Genomic DNA, 4,061 nt, shown 5'->3' on the forward strand with positions numbered 1-4,061 from the left:
TTGGTGCCTTCGGGAACTCTGAGACAGGTGCTGCATGGCTGTCGTCAGCTCGTGTTGTGAAATGTTGGGTTAAGTCCCGCAACGAGCGCAACCCTTATCCTTTGTTGCCAGCGGTCCGGCCGGGAACTCAAAGGAGACTGCCAGTGATAAACTGGAGGAAGGTGGGGATGACGTCAAGTCATCATGGCCCTTACGAGTAGGGCTACACACGTGCTACAATGGCGCATACAAAGAGAAGCGAACTCGCGAGAGCAAGCGGACCTCATAAAGTGCGTCGTAGTCCGGATTGGAGTCTGCAACTCGACTCCATGAAGTCGGAATCGCTAGTAATCGTAGATCAGAATGCTACGGTGAATACGTTCCCGGGCCTTGTACACACCGCCCGTCACACCATGGGAGTGGGTTGCAAAAGAAGTAGGTAGCTTAACCTTCGGGAGGGCGCTTACCACTTTGTGATTCATGACTGGGGTGAAGTCGTAACAAGGTAACCGTAGGGGAACCTGCGGTTGGATCACCTCCTTACCTTAAAGAACCTGCCTTTGTAGTGCTCACACAGATTGTCTGATGAAAAGTAAATAGCAAGGCGTCTTGCGATTGAGACTTCAGTGTCCCCTTCGTCTAGAGGCCCAGGACACCGCCCTTTCACGGCGGTAACAGGGGTTCGAATCCCCTAGGGGACGCCACTTGCTGGTTCGTGAGTGAAAGTCACCTGCCGACATATCTCAAAACTCATCTTCGGGTGACGTTTGAGATATTTGCTCTTTAAAAATCTGGATCAAGCTGAAAATTGAAACGACACACATGTTATGTGTGTTCGAGTCTCTCAAATTTTCGCAAACCGGTGATGAATCGAAAGAAACATCTTCGGGTTGTGAGGTTAAGCGACTAAGCGTACACGGTGGATGCCCTGGCAGTCAGAGGCGATGAAGGACGTGCTAATCTGCGAAAAGCGCCGGCGAGGTGATATGAACCTTTGACCCGGCGATGTCCGAATGGGGAAACCCAGTGTGTTCCGACACACTATCGTTAACTGAATACATAGGTTAACGAGGCGAACCGGGGGAACTGAAACATCTAAGTACCCCGAGGAAAAGAAATCAACCGAGATTCCCCCAGTAGCGGCGAGCGAACGGGGAGCAGCCCAGAGTCTGAATCAGCTTGTGTGTTAGTGGAAGCGTCTGGAAAGTCGCACGGTACAGGGTGACAGTCCCGTACACGAAAGCACACAGGCTGTGAACTCGAAGAGTAGGGCGGGACACGTGGTATCCTGTCTGAATATGGGGGGACCATCCTCCAAGGCTAAATACTCCTGACTGACCGATAGTGAACCAGTACCGTGAGGGAAAGGCGAAAAGAACCCCGGCGAGGGGAGTGAAAAAGAACCTGAAACCGTGTACGTACAAGCAGTGGGAGCCTCTTTTATGGGGTGACTGCGTACCTTTTGTATAATGGGTCAGCGACTTATATTCTGTAGCAAGGTTAACCGTATAGGGGAGCCGAAGGGAAACCGAGTCTTAACTGGGCGTTAAGTTGCAGGGTATAGACCCGAAACCCGGTGATCTAGCCATGGGCAGGTTGAAGGTTGGGTAACACTAACTGGAGGACCGAACCGACTAATGTTGAAAAATTAGCGGATGACTTGTGGCTGGGGGTGAAAGGCCAATCAAACCGGGAGATAGCTGGTTCTCCCCGAAAGCTATTTAGGTAGCGCCTCGTGAACTCATCTTCGGGGGTAGAGCACTGTTTCGGCTAGGGGGCCATCCCGGCTTACCAACCCGATGCAAACTACGAATACCGAAGAATGTTATCACGGGAGACACACGGCGGGTGCTAACGTCCGTCGTGAAGAGGGAAACAACCCAGACCGCCAGCTAAGGTCCCAAAGTCATGGTTAAGTGGGAAACGATGTGGGAAGGCACAGACAGCCAGGATGTTGGCTTAGAAGCAGCCATCATTTAAAGAAAGCGTAATAGCTCACTGGTCGAGTCGGCCTGCGCGGAAGATGTAACGGGGCTAAACCATGCACCGAAGCTGCGGCAGCGACACTATGTGTTGTTGGGTAGGGGAGCGTTCTGTAAGCCGTTGAAGGTGTCCTGTGAGGGGTGCTGGAGGTATCAGAAGTGCGAATGCTGACATAAGTAACGATAAAGCGGGTGAAAAGCCCGCTCGCCGGAAGACCAAGGGTTCCTGTCCAACGTTAATCGGGGCAGGGTGAGTCGACCCCTAAGGCGAGGCCGAAAGGCGTAGTCGATGGGAAACAGGTTAATATTCCTGTACTTGGTGTTACTGCGAAGGGGGGACGGAGAAGGCTATGTTAGCCGGGCGACGGTTGTCCCGGTTTAAGCATGTAGGCGGAGGTTCCAGGTAAATCCGGTTCCTTGTTAACGCTGAGGTGTGATGACGAGGCACTACGGTGCTGAAGTAACAAATGCCCTGCTTCCAGGAAAAGCCTCTAAGCATCAGGTAACATCAAATCGTACCCCAAACCGACACAGGTGGTCAGGTAGAGAATACCAAGGCGCTTGAGAGAACTCGGGTGAAGGAACTAGGCAAAATGGTGCCGTAACTTCGGGAGAAGGCACGCTGATATGTAGGTGAAGCCCCTGCGGGTGGAGCTGAAATCAGTCGAAGATACCAGCTGGCTGCAACTGTTTATTAAAAACACAGCACTGTGCAAACACGAAAGTGGACGTATACGGTGTGACGCCTGCCCGGTGCCGGAAGGTTAATTGATGGGGTTAGCGGCAACGCGAAGCTCTTGATCGAAGCCCCGGTAAACGGCGGCCGTAACTATAACGGTCCTAAGGTAGCGAAATTCCTTGTCGGGTAAGTTCCGACCTGCACGAATGGCGTAATGATGGCCAGGCTGTCTCCACCCGAGACTCAGTGAAATTGAACTCGCTGTGAAGATGCAGTGTACCCGCGGCAAGACGGAAAGACCCCGTGAACCTTTACTATAGCTTGACACTGAACACTGGTCCTTGATGTGTAGGATAGGTGGGAGGCTTTGAAGCGTGGACGCCAGTCTGCGTGGAGCCAACCTTGAAATACCACCCTTTAATGGCTGGTGTTCTAACGTAGACCCGTGATCCGGGTTGCGGACAGTGTCTGGTGGGTAGTTTGACTGGGGCGGTCTCCTCCCAAAGAGTAACGGAGGAGCACGAAGGTTAGCTAATCCTGGTCGGACATCAGGAGGTTAGTGCAATGGCATAAGCTAGCTTGACTGCGAGAGTGACGGCTCGAGCAGGTGCGAAAGCAGGTCATAGTGATCCGGTGGTTCTGAATGGAAGGGCCATCGCTCAACGGATAAAAGGTACTCCGGGGATAACAGGCTGATACCGCCCAAGAGTTCATATCGACGGCGGTGTTTGGCACCTCGATGTCGGCTCATCACATCCTGGGGCTGAAGTAGGTCCCAAGGGTATGGCTGTTCGCCATTTAAAGTGGTACGCGAGCTGGGTTTAGAACGTCGTGAGACAGTTCGGTCCCTATCTGCCGTGGGCGCTGGAGAATTGAGGGGGGCTGCTCCTAGTACGAGAGGACCGGAGTGGACGCATCACTGGTGTTCGGGTTGTCATGCCAATGGCACTGCCCGGTAGCTAAATGCGGAAGAGATAAGTGCTGAAAGCATCTAAGCACGAAACTTGCCCCGAGATGAGTTCTCCCTGAGACTTTAAGTCTCCTGAAGGAACGTTGAAGACTACGACGTTGATAGGTCGGGTGTGTAAGCGCAGCGATGCGTTGAGCTAACCGATACTAATGAACCGTGAGGCTTAACCTTACAACGCCGAAGATGTTTTGGCGGTGAGAGACGATTTTCAGCTGATACAGATTACAGAATTTGCCTGGCGGCTTTAGCGCGGTGGTCCCACCTGACCCCATGCCGAACTCAGAAGTGAAACGCCGTAGCGCCGATGGTAGTGTGGGGTCTCCCCATGTGAGAGTAGGGAACTGCCAGGCATCAATTAAAAGAACCCCGTACCGTATGGTGCGGGGTTTTTTGCTTTGGGTTTTTCCCGTCATCAGAGAGAGCATCAGACAGCACACCAATTCAAAATAAA

The 4,061-nt window shown here is 52.6% G+C and carries 1 tRNA gene and 3 rRNA genes; all 4 read left to right on the forward strand.

Annotated features, from left to right (window positions below):
• Positions 1-522, forward strand: a 16S ribosomal RNA gene (locus GCU56_RS22835); the annotation flags it as partial.
• A gap of 85 nt (positions 523-607) precedes the next feature.
• Positions 608-683, forward strand: a tRNA-Glu gene (locus GCU56_RS22840).
• Positions 684-875: 192 nt separating this feature from the next.
• Positions 876-3,781, forward strand: a 23S ribosomal RNA gene (locus GCU56_RS22845).
• Between the two features lie 63 nt (positions 3,782-3,844).
• Positions 3,845-3,960, forward strand: a 5S ribosomal RNA gene (gene rrf, locus GCU56_RS22850).
• The last annotated feature ends 101 nt before the right edge of the window (positions 3,961-4,061 follow it).

The sequence above is a fragment of the Geodermatophilus sabuli genome, from assembly GCF_010686765.1.
Classification (GTDB): domain Bacteria; phylum Actinomycetota; class Actinomycetes; order Mycobacteriales; family Geodermatophilaceae; genus Geodermatophilus; species Geodermatophilus sabuli_A.